The following is a 15,437-nucleotide window of genomic DNA, read 5'->3' as shown; positions in this document are numbered from 1 at the left end:
GACCCCCTAATGATCTATTTACTTGATGTAATTTTACGATAAAGTGCTTTACCACCGAATCGAGCTAAGAAATTAAATAAAAGCACTGCGATAATTAAGACGGCTGATGCGCCTGCAGAAACAGCTGATGCATCAGGCATAATACCTTCTGAATTAATTTTCCAGATATGAACAGCTAATGTTTCAGCTGGACGCATTGGATTTAACGGACTCGCAATATTAGCTGGATTCCAGTTTGTAAAATCTAGTGCTGGCGCACTTTGACCAGCAGTATAAATTAACGCAGCTGCTTCACCAAAGATACGGCCGGCACTCAATATAACACCCGTTAAAATACCAGGTACTGCATCTGGAACAATAACTCTCGTAACGGTTTCCCAACGCGATAATCCTAACGAAAAGCCAGCCTCACGTTGTGAATATGGGATAGAACGTAATGACTCTTCGATTGATCTTGTTAATAAAGGTAAATTGAAGAACGTTAAGGCTAATGCACCTGATAAAATTGAAAAACCGAAATTATATTGGACAACGAAAATCAAAAACCCAAAAAGCCCAACAACAACTGAAGGTAATGAACTTAAAATTTCAACAGACGTTCTAATAACCGTCGTCACCCAATTATTTTTAGCGTATTCTGATAACCAAATACCCGCTCCCAATGAAATAGGGAAAGAAATCAATAATGTTAATAATAATAGATAGAAGGAATTAAACAATTGGATTCCTACTCCACCACCACTTGAAAATGATTTTGCGGGTGATGTTAAGAAATGCCAGCTGATATGTGGCACACCTCTAACCAATATATAGCCAAGTAAGGCCGCTAAAACAAGAACGACGAATCCGGCAATACCATATAAAATACTTGTTGCGATTTTATCTACTTTTTTAGGATTCATTATTTAAGCGCCCCTCTCTTACCAATTACTCTAACAACCATGTTAAAGAATAATGACATTAATAATAGAATTAAAGCAAGTGACCATAGCGCATTATTTTCTAATGAGCCCATGACAGTATTTCCAATTCCCATCGTCAAAATACTTGTTAAAGTTGATGATGGTGTAATTAAACTTGATGGCATCAATGATGCATTACCAATAACCATTTGAACGGCTAAGGCTTCACCAAAAGCTCGTGCCATACCAAAAACAACCGCTGTCATGATACCTGGTGTTGCTGCTCTTAGAATAACTTTATAAATTGTTTGCCAACGTGTTGCACCTAAGGCCAGTGAGGCTTCCCGGTAATAACGTGGGACAGATTTTAAAGTATCAACAGTCATTGACGTAACGGTTGGTAGAATCATAACAAATAACACAAATGTCCCAGATAAAATACCAAACCCTGTTCCACCAAAAATACTTCGAACAAATGGGACCACAACTGAAAGACCAATAAATCCATAAACAACTGAAGGAATACCAACTAATAATTCAGTTACCGGTTGTAAAATTCGGCTACCCGTATTTGGTGAAATTTCAACCATGAAAATAGCTGTTCCAATAGCGAAAGGTGTTGCAATTAATGCTGATAAAAAAGTGACAAAGAATGATCCAGAAATCATTGGTAAAGCCCCAACTTCTGGCTTACCTGCTTTATCAAGCGTTCCAGGGTTCCAACTCTTTCCTAATAAAAAATCTTTAATTGATACTTTATCAGTAAAGAACGTTGCTAATCCTTTTGAAGCAACGAAATAAAAGATAGCAAGAACAATAGCGACGATTAGTCCAATACAGAAATAAGTAATTATTTTACCGCGCATCTCTAGTTTAGATGCTTTTGATTTTTTGAGTAAACTTTCACGAATCGGATCCATAACTACATCCCCTTCTTAATTGGTGTTATTTTACCTTCAACCGAACGACTCACTTGCATCTGTGTTGTTGGAATATAACCTAATTTACTAACAACCTGTTTTTGAATTTTATTTGACATCATATAAGTTAAAAATTGTTTTGTTAATCCCGTGGGTTCACCATTCGTATACATATGTTCGTATGACCAGATTTTCCATTTATTTGAGGCAACATTACTTTCAGTTGGTTTAACTTTATCAACAGAAAGTACATCGACCGTTTTATCAACGTATGAGAAAGCCATATAACTTATTGCACCAGGTGTCGATCCGACAATTTGTCGAACCATTCCCGTTGAATCTTGTTCCTGTGCATCTTTACTTTGCTTACCTTCTAATCCCCATTTTTCAAATGTTAATCGTGTTCCCGAACCAGATGCACGATTTAAAAGGACAATTGGTAAATCATTGCCACCTAGTTGCTTCCAATTTGTTAATTTACCAGTAAAAATATCTATAAGTTGTTTTTTTGAGACGTTTTTAACGCCCACACCATTATTCACAACTGGCGTAATTCCAACAACGGCAACTTGATGGTCTACAAGTTTACTTGCCTTAATGCCTGATTTTTCTTCAGCAAAAACATCTGAGTTACCAATGCTAACGGCTTTTTCTTGAACTTGACTCAATCCTGTTCCGGATCCGCCACCTTGAACATTAACAAAGACGCCAACATTTTCAGTCCCGTATTCTTCACCAGCTGCCTCAACTAAAGGTTGTAAAGCTGTAGATCCAACAATTGTAATCGATTTTCCTGAATTTGATTGTGTCTCACATCCCGTTAAAGTTAATAACATGATGGATAAAATTCCACCAATCATTACTAAAGATCCCTTTTTCATAGTAACTTCCTCCATAAATATCGATATTTAACTTATACATTAAGTTTATATTTTTAATGTAAAGGTCCTGTGGGGGTATTGTAAAGATTGTGTAAAGGTTACAACAAAAAAAGCCATAACATGACGTTATGACTTCAATCGTTATTTTAATTCTGGAGCATCAGTTTTGAATAAACTTTCGGTAGATACCCCACCGTGTTGTTCAATTAAACTGGTTTTTTCTTTCTCTTGTGCTTTTTTCAAAGTTTCAAGAGCGTCACTTTTCTTGTAATTATAGTCAGATTTATTTACTTTAGTGAAATTACTTGGTGCGTAGAATCTTAATAGATCACCCGTAATAACTTCATCTGATAATGATAATGACGTTGTAACATGTTTTAATTCTTTGTTATAAACTTTTTGTTGTGCTGCCGTTAGTTTTTCGATTTCTTTACCAGTCTTAGTGTTATACGTGGTATTTCCAACTTTTGTAAAGGTTGGTGAAACGAAATCACCATTTCTAAAGGCAACCGTTTGGTTACGATTTTTCGATAATAAATCATTACCAAATTGAACCGTATCGGTATTCTTAACGCCTAATAGATCAAGTAAAGTTGGTAGCACATCAATTTCACCACCATAAGTATGATTAATACCGCCCTTAAGGCCATTCATATGAATCATAAATGGTACCTTTTGGAACATCGTTAAATCATAACTTGTTACTTTGTCTTTACCTAAAAGCTGTGCAATAGCTTTCGGATGATTATTAGAGATACCATAGTGATCACCATACATCACAATCATACTGTCCTTATACAAGCCACTCTTCTTCAAGTAACTAACGAATTCTCCGAATGATTGATCAAGATATTTAGATGTTTGAACATAACCATCAACCGTACTATCGTCTGTATCCGTCTTTTTGATTGACGTATTCGCACTATCTAAATCATATGGATAATGGTTAGTTAGTGTGATGAGTTTAGCATAAAAAGGTTGGGGTAATTGTTCAATATACTTAACCGATTGCTTCAAGAAAATCTTATCTTTCATCCCATAACCAACTTTATAGTTAGCTTTGACATCATAATAAGGTTCACTGAAGAAATACTGGTAACCAAATGATTTATAAGTATTATTACGATTCCAGAAACTACCCACGTCACCATGGAAAGCTGCTGTAGAGTAGCCTTTTTGATCAAGAATAGCGGGTGCTGCTTGGAATGTATTTTGTGTGCCATAAGTCGTCATCGCTGAACCAGATGGTAACCCATAAAGGGATGCTTCCAACATCATTTCAGCATCAGACGTTTTACCTTGTCCAACTTGATTAAAGAAATTATCAAATGATAATGTATTTTGATCATGATAATATTTATTAATGTTAGGCGTAACTTGTTGCCCATCCCATTTATAATCGATCATGAACTGTTGGAAACTTTCTAGATGAATCACAAAAACATTTTTACCCTTCGCTTTTCCATAATACTTTATATTTGAATTAGAACGATTTTTATCCAAATACTTTAGAACTTTATCCATATCTTTAGCAGTGGCATTTTTACGTGTCGCACTTTCTTTTTGCGTTTGATAAACATTATATCCCGCATAGAAATTCAAGCCTAAATATTTAACAATATAGTTATTATCAAAAGTTCTTGTCAATAATTGAGAACGATCCTTTTCAGCTAAACCTAAGTTCCCTAAAGCTAAAAGTACAGATGCAATAGTCAGGATAAAAGCATAACGCTTTTTAATTGGGTTATAGTCAATTTTGACTAATTTAAAGACAAGAATCAAAATTAAAATAATAATATCGATATAAACAAAGAAATCAGTTGGTCGTAAAATACCGGCAATTCCCTTGTCTAGATTATTAGCTACTGAACCTGAATTTTTGATAATTCCTAGTGAAAGAAAATCTGAAAACTCACGATAATAAACCATATTTGCAAAAAGCCATGATGTTTGAATAAAATCAACAATCAGCAAAATCCAATATGATTTTTTACCCTTAAAGTAGATTGCAATTCCAAATAATAATAACGCTGTTGGTATTGGATTAATATAAAGTAAAAATTGTTGCATGCTACCTGTTGCACCTAATGTAAATTTGGTTTCATAAGCAACAACTGTTTTGGCCCAAAATAAAACGAGCGTCAAGAGGAGGAATCCCCATCTTGAGCTCAATTTATCCTGAACATATTTTAAAGTTGACCGCATCTTAGTGCCTCCATTTTTTAAGATCAGTTTTCGAGAACACGAAAATGTCTTTCAATCTATGTTTCAGTTATTGATTAACTAAATAGTAAGTCGTAAACTTCCATTGCAATTAAATCAATATCATCGAAAGGAAATTTAGTATGGTTACTTAAATCTTCTAACGTATATGCTTTCATATCTGGATCATATTCAACGATTCCCTTTTCAACACCTTCACGTTCGAAGTGTCTTGTTTGGATTTCGCCGTTATCTTCTTTTTGCATAGCCTCTAAGCGACTAATGATTGCTACTAACTGAGAATTTTTCATAGTTGTTCCCCTTTCAATATCATAGTTAATAATACCAAATTTTCTATACATTTACACCTGATTAAGCAGATTATAATCGTTTCTTAACTTGTTTTTATGCTAAACTGTTAGTTATTAGACTTGGAGGCATAAAAATGAGCTTATTTAGAAAAGATTTGAACGATCAAGTATTTAAAATAGAGGTCTCAGATATTCGTCAATTTGATGATGAAGTGAGCCAAATTCCTGATATGATTAAATTAACAATGGGTGAACCAGATTTTAATACACCCGATCATGTTAAAGCAGCTGCCATCGAAGCCATTCATGAAAATTACTCACATTATATGGGTATGGCTGGTGATATTGAGTTACGTGAAGCTGCCAGTGAATTTTTTAATGAAAAATATGACGTTACTTATGATGCACAATCTGAAATTCTAGTTACAGTTGGTGCAACTGAAGCCATCGCAACTGCCTTACAGACTATCTTCAACCCCGGCGATGCCGTTCTTGTCCCAACGCCACTCTACCCTGGCTATATGCCACTGATTACTTTAAATCGGGTTAAACCAATTTTTATCAACACACGTGATAATAACTTTAGATTAACACCTGAGATGATTAATCAAGCTGTTAAAGATAATCCAAATGAAAATATTAAAGGTATTATCCTAATTAATCCAAGTAATCCAACTGGTATTTCTTGGACCGAAGATGAAGTTATTGCGATAACTGATGAAATTAGAAAGCAAAAATTATGGGCAATTAGTGATGAAATTTATAGTGAATTAACTTATGATCATGAACATGTCTCAATTGCAAAATATATCCGTGACCAAACTGTCCTAATTAATGGTTTATCAAAATCGCATGCCATGACTGGCTGGCGCATTGGATTCTTGCTTGCTCCCAAAGCGATGACTGATGAATTAAAAAAAGTTCATCAATACTTAGTAACCTCTGCAACAAGTGTTTCTCAACGTGCTGGAATTGCTGCCTTACGTGACGGTAAAGACGATGGTCGCATAATGAATGTTGAATATAAAAAACGCCGTGATTTCGTTATGGCTGAAATGAAAAAAATGCATTTTGAAATGGCACAACCTAGTGGCGCTTTTTATATTTTCGCAAAAATTCCTGCAGGATATAACCAAGATTCTATGGCATTCTGTAAAGAACTAGCTTTTAATAATAAACTTGCCTTAATTCCAGGAACTGCTTTTGGTGATTCTGGTCAAGGTTACGTTCGCTTAAGTTACGCTTCTAGTATGGAGAATTTAGTGCTTGGGATGGAACGTTTGAATGACTACATGACACAAAATAAATAAAAATACGGCGTTATTTCTTTATACTTACTTTTTGTAAGCATATATTTAGGCTAATTATATTTCCTCTGATATTATATTCAAATAAATAAAGGAGGAATTCAAATGGTACAAGCAATTACAGATGAAAATTTCAAAACAGTTACAGATTCAGGTATAACATTGACGGATTTTTGGGCAACATGGTGTGGCCCTTGCAAAATGCAATCACCAGCAATTGAGGAATTAGAACAAGAAATAGGTGACAAGGTTAAATTTGCTAAAATGGATGTTGACCAAAATCCTAAAACAGCTGACGATTTTGGTATCATGGGAATTCCCACATTAATGATTAAAAAAGATGGCGAAGTTGTTGATACACTCGTCGGTTATCATTCAAAAGAGCAAGTTAAAGACGCTTTATCACAATATATTTAACGATTTTGAAAAGCTAACTAATAAAAGCATTGTCATTTGACAGTGCTTTTTTGTCGTTATTTTGAATAGTAATAAACTGATTAGCGATTTTAGTATTGCTTAAAGAAACACGTTCTTCTCCTTATAAAACACAAAAAAAACCATTGCCAATAATAGAAAATCTATCATCAGCAATGGTTACTATCATATTTCATTTATTTAATCTTCAATTCCAACTTCTTCTACCTTATCTGGTTTAACAACTAAAGCAAACATTCCCGCAAATAGTCCAACATAGTAAGTTAAAATACGCCATAACAACATGGCTAAAATCAATTTACTGTGACTGGTCATGAAACTAGAAAAGACAATCGCGAAGCTATATTCTGCACCACCAGTTCCCCCCGGAATTGGGAAAAGTGAAATTACCATGACAATAAGCACATGAAGTGCTGTAATCATAATCACATTCACTGATGTGTATCCCAATGACAACATAATAAAGTATGGAATTAAATAGTAAAACGCGAGTTGGAAGAATGTTAATACAAAAACGTGAAAAATCATTTTCTTTTCATTCTTCATACGTAAACTCTCTTTATGGAAGTTTTCAATTTTTGAATAAATACTTGTATTCCAGCGATCAAAACGATCCCCTTTAACGAATAACTTAACAACTAGCATACAAACATACACTAATTTTTTAGTGAATCCATACCAATACATGATCATTAACAAAGCAGTAATCACAGCTAAATGAATCACAAATCCAAAAATCACGAATACCATTAGATAATTAACTTTATCTTGAATGTATTGAAACCCAATTAGTAAACAAACAATAAAATTAATAACAATCATTGCCTGGTAAACGACAAATTTCATTAATAAAATGGAACTTGCACGACCAGCGTCCACACCTGACTGAGCCATCGCAAACAATTGTGCAGGTTGTCCACCTGTTGAAAAAGGTGTGATTCCATTAAATAATTGTTCAATCAGTGGAATACGAATTGCATTCTTAAATGTAAATTTTTTATGTTGCCCTATCATGAACCGTTGAACAACAAATGCTTCAATGACAAAGTACATACAGATACAAAATACTGCTACTAATAACCACCATATATTAATATTAACTAAAGCTTTAACGAGCGACTGAATTGATACATTTTTTAAAGAATAAGCGAATATCCCCATCCCAATTATAACCATTAACGTCAATAAACCTATGTTTTTTCGAGTCATCTTTTAGCCCTCTTTGCTCTGGTCCAAGTAAAATTGATGCCAAATTTCAGCCAATCTATCCTCAGAATAGTATGCTGATGCCTGATCTGCTTTGTCATGCAAAACTGATAACGCATTGGGATCTTCTTTTAATTTTCTCAATTTAATTTGCATACCATTAACATCTGTCGCGGCATCATAATAGCCCTCAATAACCGCTTTATAAAGATCTAAATCGCGCAATAATACAGGTGTCCCACAACTAAATGCTTCTAATACTGACATTGGAAACAATTCATTGAAAGATGGCAGTAAGAAAAGGTTAGCAATATTGTAATAATTTACTAGAGCTTCTCGATCAATAATCCCAGTAAACGTTAAATTACTAGGCGGATTATCAACTACTTTTTTTAATTCAGCATAACCGTCAGTTAACTTACCAAATGAAAAGCCACCGGCCCAAATAAATTGGATATCAGGATTTTGCTTAGCTAACTTAATAAAATCGGGCACACCTTTTCTTTCTTGAACTTGACCATCACCAAAAACAACAAATTTATCGGCTGGAATACCTAACGCATCTCTAAAAGCTTGTTTTTCTTCCACGGTTTTTTCATAAAAAACTTTTTTTGAAACAAAATTAGGAATATACGTGACGCGTTCTTTTGGAATCTTAAACGCTTCAAGTTTTGGAATAAAACTTGGATTAACCACGACAATATGATCCATTCGTTTATAAAAAGCAATTACATACCAATAAAAAATGGCTTTAAAAGGTTGTGGAATTTTAACACTTCCCTCAAGTGTTTCTGGTAAAAAATGGACATAGCCAATTTTTTTACCTCTACCTGGCATAAAAGTCGAAAGGTAATAAGGAAAATTGATGGTATGGTAATGACTAATATCTGAGCGACTATATTTATTCACACTAATTTTGAATTCAGTTGGAAAGCGTTCTTTGAGCAACTTCATCATTTCGGTATATGCGCTACCGACCCCTTGTCCTTTAACCGAATTGGCCGCAGAAAACATGTTAATTAATAGCATGGTTGAAACTCCTTTGAAAATAAATTCGTTTATAGATGACTGATTTCGTCATCCTCTTCTTCTATTTCAACATAATGAATTTGAGCATCTTGGTAAAATTCAGCAACTTTTGATCCAAATGTTGCCGCTGAAATTTCTTTTAACTTTTCTAATCTTGGCTCTGGATCAACTTCTTCATGACATCTATTTAAGTAATCAATAATATCAGTCACCATTTCAGTTTCAGATGAAAAAGTTTTACCAACTTCTGGTTTTTCCATTAACTCGTCAGTATATTTACCCGTTTTAGCAATAACCGGTGTTCCAGCAGCTAAAGCTTCGATAAACGTCAATCCTTGAGATTCTGTTACTGATGCAGACACAAATAAATCTGCTAACTGATAAAAATGGAATACCTCATCATTATCAACTTCACCAATAAATCTGACGTTGTCCTTTAAATTTAAACTTTCTGTTTGCTCTTCAAGGGTTTCACGTGCCGGACCATCCCCTACAATCAAGAGTAAAACATTCGGTACTTTTTTAATTATCGCTGGCATACCATCAATAATTTCTTGTGTATTCTTTTCAAATGCCAATCGACTTAACGCAAGCATGACTGGTTGATCTTCAGAAATGTCTAATTTAGAACGATAATCTTCTGTTTCAATTTGTTCAAATTGAGAAATGTCTACCCCTGTAGGGATAACTCGTATTTCTGATTTCACACCATACTTCTGTAGCAACGTCTGAACGCGTGTACTTGGTGCGATAATCCCGCTCATATGGAATGCAAATGTTTTTGTCATTTGCTTAACATGGTATGGTTTCAATAACTTACCATTGGCAATGTAATGTAAATAATCTTCATACATTGTATGATAGGTATGTAAACAAGGAACTTTTAAATTTCTTGCAACAAATTTACCAATCCAGCCCATAGAAAATTCAGTCTGTGTATGAATAACGTCTAAATTTAGTTCTTTTGCCACTTGGTAAGCTTGAAATAAGCCTCTAACAGCAATTCTTCTATCTGTAAAAGAAACAAATGGAATACTAGAGAATCTAAAAATATTACGTTCATATACTGTCTTATCAACATGTGGGTCAGTCGTCGTAAAGATATAGACGGTATGTCCCTCTTTTTCGAGCTCGTTTCTTAGTGTTTTTATTGAAGTCGCCACACCGCTCACTTGTGGAAAATATGTATCTGTAAAAATTCCAATATTCACGATAAGGTCCCCTTGTCTATTCTAATATAATAGTTTTAATTATATTGGTTTCTCACCCGTTATGCAATAAAAGTAGACTATTCTCATCTATTCCCAATTAAACACAAAAAAACTGATAATCGAAATTACCAGTTTTTTTGTGTTTAATTTATTTCATGTAAGATTCAACTAATGCAATAACTTCTTCATTAGTTTCACAGTCAGAAACAGCTTTATCAGCTAATTCCTTCATTTTTGTTGTATCTAATTTTTTCATTAAACTACGTGTTTTAAGAATTGACGAAGCACTCATTGAGAATTCATCAAGTCCCATTCCAGCTAAAATAGGTACGGCAATTTGATCGCCGGCCATTTCGCCACACATACCTGCCCACTTACCTTCTTTATGAGCCGAATCAATTACCATTTTAATCAAACGTAAAATTGATGGGTTATAAGGTTGGTAAAGGTATGACACTTGTTCATTACCTCGATCAGCAGCCATTGAATATTGAATTAAATCATTTGTACCAATACTAAAGAAATCAGCATACTTAGCCAAATGATCACCGTTCATAACAGCAGCAGGAATTTCCATCATCATACCGACTTCAAGTTTATCTGCTACTGGTACACCAGCGTCAATTAACTTAGTACGTTCTTCAGTATAGATAGCTTTTGCTGATTTAAATTCATCAACAGTTGCAATCATAGGGAACATAATTGCTAATTGTCCATAATGAGAAGCTCTAAGTAGAGCACGAAGTTGTGTTCTGAAAATATCTTGACGATCCAAACTAATACGGATTGCGCGATATCCTAAGAACGGATTCATTTCCTCTGGTAATGGCAAGTAAGGTAATTCCTTATCGCCTCCAATATCCATTGTTCTTACAACTACTTGTTTACCATTCATACCTTCAACTGCAGCTTTATAAGCTTTAAATTGATCATCTTCTGAAGGTAATTCACTAGCATCCATGTATAAGAATTCTGAACGGAATAAACCAACTGCTTCAGCACCATTATCTACTGCACCCTCAACATCCTTAGGTGTACCGATATTAGCAGCTAAATCAAAATGTACGCCATCAGCAGTAACTGTTTTAGCGTCTTTTAGTTCTTCCCATTCAGCTTTTTGATCAGAAAAAGCTTTTGCTTTTGCTTCATATGTTGAAATTTCTTCAGCAGTAGGATTGATAATTCCGTCACCATTGATACCATCAACAATAACCATATCACCTTCTGAGATTGCAGTCGTTGGATCACCAGCGCCTACAACAGCAGGAATTTCAAGCGTACGAGACATAATAGCAGAATGAGAAGTACGTCCACCAACATCAGTAATAAATCCTTTAACAAATTTACGATTTAATTGGGCTGTATCCGATGGTGTTAAATCATGTGCAACGACCACAACTTCTTGATCGATAAGAGCAGGATTAGGAATTGTAACTCCTAATAAATGACTCATTACACGTTTCGTAACATCACGAATATCGCCTGCACGTTCTTGCATATAAGCATTATCAGTCATATCTTCAAACATTGAAATGAACATATCTGTGACATCCTTCAATGCTGCTTCAGCGTTGACCTTATCATTTTTGATTTTATCGCCAATGTTGCCCATAAGTTCAGGATCTGAAAGGATTGTCAAATGAGCTTCAAAAACCTCGGCTTCTTCTGCGCCGAGGTTTTCTGCAGCTTTTTGTTTGATTAGTTTCAAATCTTCACTTGATGCTGCAACAGCAGCATCAAGGCGTTTGATTTCTGACTCTGGATCTTCAATGCTTACTTGCGAGAATGACAAATCGGGTTGAACTAACATATATGCTTTAGCAATGGCAATACCATCACTAGCAGCAATCCCTTTTAGCATTTTCGACATTATTCAGCAAGTCCTTCTTTCGTCATTGTTTCTGTAATAGCTGCGATTGCATCTGTTTCGTCAGCGCCATCAGCAGTGATTGTTACATCAGCATTTTGACCAACGCCTAATGACATAACGCCCATGATTGATTTCAAGTTTACTGATTTTTCTCCGTAAACCAAAGCAACGTCAGCAGTAAATTTGCTTGCTGCTTGTACCAATAATGTAGCTGGACGCGCGTGGATACCTGTTTCTGCGATTACGTGAAAGTCTTTCTTTTCCATAATTAATTATCTCCTTGATGTTCTATATTTTTTTATTTTAGAAAAATGCATAACCCACTAACAAAAGCAAAGAACACGTTTTCATTAATAAATTAAACACATTAGTCTTTAGAGACAAATAATACCATTATTTAAAAAATGATACAAGTCTTTAGTTTTTCAAACTAACATATTTGTAAATAATTTGACCTTCTCTTTGCGCATTACCAACGATTGCCTTACGTAATTTTTCTTTTTGCCAAACAAGTTGAAACGCCATAAATTCATCTGGGTTGATTGTTATTGTCTCTATTTCACCAGCAATCAATGCATCAATTTTTGCTTTATAATCTTCGCTCATTTTCAAACCTCTTTTCACTAAAATCTACTATACTAAATTCATTATAGATTAGCCTCCATAAAATGTAAAAAAGGAGTTCTAATTGCTTGCAGAATTTTTCCATATTTTGTATACTATTCATCGAAGGTCAAAGATGGTCAACATGTTTTTGATCTTAGATAAACTAAACTATACGAACGAAATATGAAAGGTTGTGACACATATGATCTGTCAAAATTGTCAAATCAATCCAGCGACAATACACTTATCAACTAACTTAAATGGTCAACATCAAGAATACGATTTATGTCAAAATTGTTATCGATTACTAAAAGATGAACAAGAGCGTTTAAGTAATGGTCAAATCCGTAATAATCAACAAGATCCATTTAGCTTTGGTAACCTTGATGATTTATTTAATGCGATTGCACCAAATAGTCAAAATAATAGTTCACAAAGAAAAGAGCAGACACCTCCTACCCAAGCTGGTAGAAATGGTGGCGCTAATAAAAATAATGGTAAGGATACAATCCTTGGTCAATTCGGTCTTAATTTAACCGATGAGGCACGGGCAGGAAATATTGACCCGGTCATTGGTCGCGATCAAGAAATTAATCAAATCATTGAAATTTTGAATCGTCGGACAAAAAATAATCCTGTTCTAATCGGCGAAGCTGGTGTTGGTAAAACAGCAGTCGTTGAAGGATTAGCTCAAAAAATTGTTGATTCAGCTGTTCCTCAAAAACTTTTAAACAAACAAGTTATTCGATTAGATGTTGTTTCATTAGTTCAAGGAACGGGTATTCGTGGTCAGTTCGAAGAACGAATGCAACAATTAATGAAGGAACTTAAAAATGATAAGTCTATCATTCTATTCATTGATGAAATTCATGAAATTGTAGGCGCTGGTAATGCTGAAGGTGGTATGGATGCCGGTAACGTTCTAAAACCAGCTCTTGCTCGAGGCGAATTACAACTCGTTGGCGCAACAACTCTAAATGAATATCGTCAAATCGAAAAAGATGCTGCGCTTGCACGTCGTTTACAGCCTATCCAAGTTGATGAACCTAGTGTCGAAGAGTCAATCGTCATTTTAAAAGGTATTCAAAAGAAATACGAAGCTTACCATCATGTTCATTATAGTGATGAAGCAATTGAAGCTGCTGCTTCTCTCTCTGACCGTTACATTCAAGATCGTTTTTTACCAGATAAAGCCATCGATTTACTTGATGAATCTGGGTCAAAAATGAATTTAACCATTAAAGCTATTGATCCCAAATTAGTTGCAGAAAAAATTAAAAACGCTGAAACTCAAAAACAAGCTGCACTAACCGACGAAGATTATGAAAAAGCAGCCTACTATCGCGATCAAGTCGCAAAATTCAAAGAATTACAAGATAGTAATACTGATTCTGATGAATTACCAATTGTAACCGAAAAAGAAATGGAACAAATTATTGAAGAAAAAACAGGGATTCCTGTAGGCGAACTAAAGGAAAAAGAGCAACAACAATTGAAAAATTTAGCCACTTCCCTTCAAGCTAATGTCATTGGCCAAGATGACGCCATTGATAAAGTGGCCCGCGCCATCCGCCGTAACCGGATTGGATTCAATAAATCTGGGCGTCCTATCGGATCATTCTTGTTTGTTGGACCAACTGGAATTGGTAAAACAGAACTTGCTAAACAATTATCAAAAGAATTATTTGGAACAAAAGAATCAATGATTCGTTTCGATATGAGTGAGTACATGGAGAACCATTCAGTTTCTAAATTGATTGGTTCCCCTCCTGGCTATGTTGGTTATGAAGAAGCTGGTCAATTAACTGAACAAGTTCGTCGTAATCCATACAGTTTAATCTTGTTAGATGAAGTTGAAAAAGCACATCCTGATGTTATGCATATGTTCTTGCAGATTCTTGAAGATGGCCGTTTAACAGATTCACAAGGTCGCGTGGTAAGTTTCAAAGATACGATTATCATTATGACATCTAACGCTGGTAGTGCTGATGCTGAAGCAAATGTTGGCTTTGGTGCAACGTCAACTGGTGCAACCCATGCCATCATTGATAAACTATCAAATTACTTCCGTCCTGAATTTTTAAACCGTTTTGATGACATCGTTGAATTTAACTCATTAAGTAAAGAAAACTTAGTTTCAATCGTAAGTATCATGCTTGATGACGTTAATAAAGTTCTTAAAAATCAAAACTTAGAACTTCACGTTACAAATCGGGTTGAAGAAAAATTAGTTGATTTAGGCTACAATCCCGCAATGGGTGCTCGTCCACTAAGACGTGTTATCCAGGAACAGATTGAAGATCAAATAGCTGACTTCTACCTTGATAATCCTGATGTAACAAAATTAGCTGCAAAAATTGAAAAAGATGAAATTAAGATATCAGCCGATACAACTACTGATGTTAAAGATTCCGACTCTAACGTTGAAAAGTAAAGGCTAAACTAAAGATGCAGACTCAGATAATTTTTTCTGAGTCTGCATCTTTTTTTATTTTATTCATTCTTTTAAATAAATAAACGATATTTCAAACACTTTTCCCCAATAATTAATCTTTTT

The 15,437-nt window shown here is 34.7% G+C and carries 14 protein-coding genes; 3 read left to right on the top strand and 11 right to left on the bottom strand.

What is annotated here, in order from left to right; genetic code table 11:
* Positions 1-14 precede the first annotated feature (14 nt).
* From pstA to AC1RPQ_RS04610, 5 genes are all read right to left on the bottom strand, one after another.
* Positions 15-902, bottom strand: coding sequence for a phosphate ABC transporter permease PstA (pstA, locus tag AC1RPQ_RS04630; protein ID WP_481761494.1), 888 nt, complete (start codon positions 900-902; stop codon positions 15-17).
* Positions 902-1,822 carry a phosphate ABC transporter permease subunit PstC gene (gene pstC / locus AC1RPQ_RS04625; protein WP_409022169.1) on the bottom strand — a complete coding sequence of 307 codons (921 nt, stop codon included), beginning with the start codon at positions 1,820-1,822 and terminating at the stop codon, positions 902-904. The genes pstA and pstC overlap by 1 nt, the downstream gene beginning before the upstream one ends.
* A 2-nt stretch (positions 1,823-1,824) precedes the next feature.
* Entirely contained in the window at positions 1,825-2,703 is an 879-nt protein-coding gene (locus tag AC1RPQ_RS04620) for a phosphate ABC transporter substrate-binding protein PstS family protein (RefSeq protein ID WP_481761495.1), read from the bottom strand.
* A 141-nt stretch (positions 2,704-2,844) separates the two neighbouring features.
* Entirely contained in the window at positions 2,845-4,908 is a 2,064-nt protein-coding gene (locus AC1RPQ_RS04615; RefSeq protein WP_481761496.1) for an LTA synthase family protein, read from the bottom strand.
* A 74-nt stretch (positions 4,909-4,982) separates the two neighbouring features.
* Positions 4,983-5,216, bottom strand: a complete 234-nt coding sequence (locus AC1RPQ_RS04610) for a YkuJ family protein (protein WP_409022166.1) — start codon at positions 5,214-5,216, stop codon at positions 4,983-4,985.
* Between the two features lie 134 nt (positions 5,217-5,350).
* On the opposite strand from AC1RPQ_RS04610, the gene AC1RPQ_RS04605 reads away from it, so the two are divergent.
* Together AC1RPQ_RS04605 and trxA are read left to right on the top strand one after the other, a co-directional pair.
* A complete protein-coding gene (locus AC1RPQ_RS04605; protein WP_481761497.1) occupies positions 5,351-6,526 on the top strand; it encodes a pyridoxal phosphate-dependent aminotransferase in 1,176 nt (391 codons plus the stop codon).
* A 102-nt stretch (positions 6,527-6,628) separates the two neighbouring features.
* Entirely contained in the window at positions 6,629-6,940 is a 312-nt protein-coding gene (gene trxA, locus AC1RPQ_RS04600) for a thioredoxin (protein WP_481761498.1), read from the top strand.
* A gap of 198 nt (positions 6,941-7,138) precedes the next feature.
* Here the strand turns inward: trxA and AC1RPQ_RS04595 are convergent, their stop codons facing one another.
* From AC1RPQ_RS04595 to AC1RPQ_RS04570, 6 genes are all read right to left on the bottom strand, one after another.
* Positions 7,139-8,167 (bottom strand): lysylphosphatidylglycerol synthase transmembrane domain-containing protein, encoded by a 1,029-nt coding sequence (locus AC1RPQ_RS04595; RefSeq protein ID WP_481761499.1) that lies wholly within the window; start codon positions 8,165-8,167, stop codon positions 7,139-7,141.
* A gap of 3 nt (positions 8,168-8,170) precedes the next feature.
* A complete protein-coding gene (locus AC1RPQ_RS04590; RefSeq protein ID WP_481761500.1) occupies positions 8,171-9,193 on the bottom strand; it encodes a glycosyltransferase family 4 protein in 1,023 nt (340 codons plus the stop codon).
* Positions 9,194-9,222: 29 nt separating this feature from the next.
* Positions 9,223-10,404: a glycosyltransferase family 4 protein gene (locus AC1RPQ_RS04585; protein ID WP_481761501.1), complete on the bottom strand. Its 1,182-nt coding sequence runs from the start codon at positions 10,402-10,404 to the stop codon at positions 9,223-9,225.
* Between the two features lie 148 nt (positions 10,405-10,552).
* Complete coding sequence (gene ptsP, locus AC1RPQ_RS04580; protein WP_481761502.1) at positions 10,553-12,274, bottom strand: phosphoenolpyruvate--protein phosphotransferase; 1,722 nt, start codon at positions 12,272-12,274, stop codon at positions 10,553-10,555.
* Entirely contained in the window at positions 12,274-12,540 is a 267-nt protein-coding gene (locus tag AC1RPQ_RS04575) for a phosphocarrier protein HPr (protein WP_409022159.1), read from the bottom strand. The genes ptsP and AC1RPQ_RS04575 overlap by 1 nt, the downstream gene beginning before the upstream one ends.
* Positions 12,541-12,691: 151 nt before the next feature.
* On the bottom strand, positions 12,692-12,880 hold the full coding sequence (locus AC1RPQ_RS04570; protein ID WP_057973672.1) for a hypothetical protein: 189 nt from the start codon (positions 12,878-12,880) through the stop codon (positions 12,692-12,694).
* 202 nt (positions 12,881-13,082) lie between these two features.
* Here AC1RPQ_RS04570 and AC1RPQ_RS04565 point away from each other — a divergent pair, with 202 nt between their 5' ends.
* Positions 13,083-15,314 (top strand): ATP-dependent Clp protease ATP-binding subunit, encoded by a 2,232-nt coding sequence (locus AC1RPQ_RS04565; protein ID WP_481761503.1) that lies wholly within the window; start codon positions 13,083-13,085, stop codon positions 15,312-15,314.
* Positions 15,315-15,437: the final 123 nt, after the last annotated feature.

This window comes from Dellaglioa sp. CoH-57-MRSF-21 (assembly GCF_056781915.1).
The sequence above is the reverse complement of the archived record's forward strand: the minus strand, read 5'-3'. Positions and strand labels throughout refer to the sequence as shown.

Coding starts and splice junctions, on each gene's coding strand:
- AC1RPQ_RS04590 (WP_481761500.1), bottom strand. CDS start 9,193: ATGCTATTAATTAACATGTTTTCTGCGGCCAATTCGGTTAAAGGACAA.
- AC1RPQ_RS04615 (WP_481761496.1), bottom strand. CDS start 4,908: ATGCGGTCAACTTTAAAATATGTTCAGGATAAATTGAGCTCAAGATGG.
- pstC (WP_409022169.1), bottom strand. CDS start 1,822: ATGGATCCGATTCGTGAAAGTTTACTCAAAAAATCAAAAGCATCTAAA.
- AC1RPQ_RS04595 (WP_481761499.1), bottom strand. CDS start 8,167: ATGACTCGAAAAAACATAGGTTTATTGACGTTAATGGTTATAATTGGG.
- trxA (WP_481761498.1), top strand. CDS start 6,629: ATGGTACAAGCAATTACAGATGAAAATTTCAAAACAGTTACAGATTCA.
- ptsP (WP_481761502.1), bottom strand. CDS start 12,274: ATGTCGAAAATGCTAAAAGGGATTGCTGCTAGTGATGGTATTGCCATT.
- pstA (WP_481761494.1), bottom strand. CDS start 902: ATGAATCCTAAAAAAGTAGATAAAATCGCAACAAGTATTTTATATGGT.
- AC1RPQ_RS04610 (WP_409022166.1), bottom strand. CDS start 5,216: ATGAAAAATTCTCAGTTAGTAGCAATCATTAGTCGCTTAGAGGCTATG.
- AC1RPQ_RS04575 (WP_409022159.1), bottom strand. CDS start 12,540: ATGGAAAAGAAAGACTTTCACGTAATCGCAGAAACAGGTATCCACGCG.
- AC1RPQ_RS04620 (WP_481761495.1), bottom strand. CDS start 2,703: ATGAAAAAGGGATCTTTAGTAATGATTGGTGGAATTTTATCCATCATG.
- AC1RPQ_RS04605 (WP_481761497.1), top strand. CDS start 5,351: ATGAGCTTATTTAGAAAAGATTTGAACGATCAAGTATTTAAAATAGAG.
- AC1RPQ_RS04570 (WP_057973672.1), bottom strand. CDS start 12,880: ATGAGCGAAGATTATAAAGCAAAAATTGATGCATTGATTGCTGGTGAA.
- AC1RPQ_RS04565 (WP_481761503.1), top strand. CDS start 13,083: ATGATCTGTCAAAATTGTCAAATCAATCCAGCGACAATACACTTATCA.